Origin of the sequence: Paenibacillus xylanexedens, from assembly GCF_007676705.1 — a bacterium.
Classification (GTDB): domain Bacteria; phylum Bacillota; class Bacilli; order Paenibacillales; family Paenibacillaceae; genus Paenibacillus; species Paenibacillus xylanexedens_C.
On sequence record NZ_VEBF01000038.1, the window covers coordinates 247 to 471 of the forward strand.

Annotated in this window: 1 protein-coding gene; it reads right to left on the reverse strand. The window is 47.1% G+C overall.

The features are described 5' to 3' along the window. Nucleotides 1–141, reverse strand: a 141-nt coding sequence (locus FS628_RS33170) for a SpoIIIAC/SpoIIIAD family protein (protein WP_369008900.1), incomplete at its 3' end; no start/stop codon positions are given. Nucleotides 142–225: the final 84 nt, after the last annotated feature.

The window sequence follows — 225 nt, forward strand, 5'->3', positions numbered from 1 at the left end:
CACCTTCATCACCCTTTCCATAATAATCCTCATCATCCCTATACCAACAACCACCATCAACACCTTCCCCCCCACTTCAATCTTCCACCCAATCCTCTCCTCCCCTCCATCCCTCACCATCTCTCCACCAAATTCACCAATCTACCCTATCCCAATAATTTTCACCACCCTTTTTACATAAATACTCTCCATCCCTCAATTCTCCCCAACCCCCTTCAACACCTC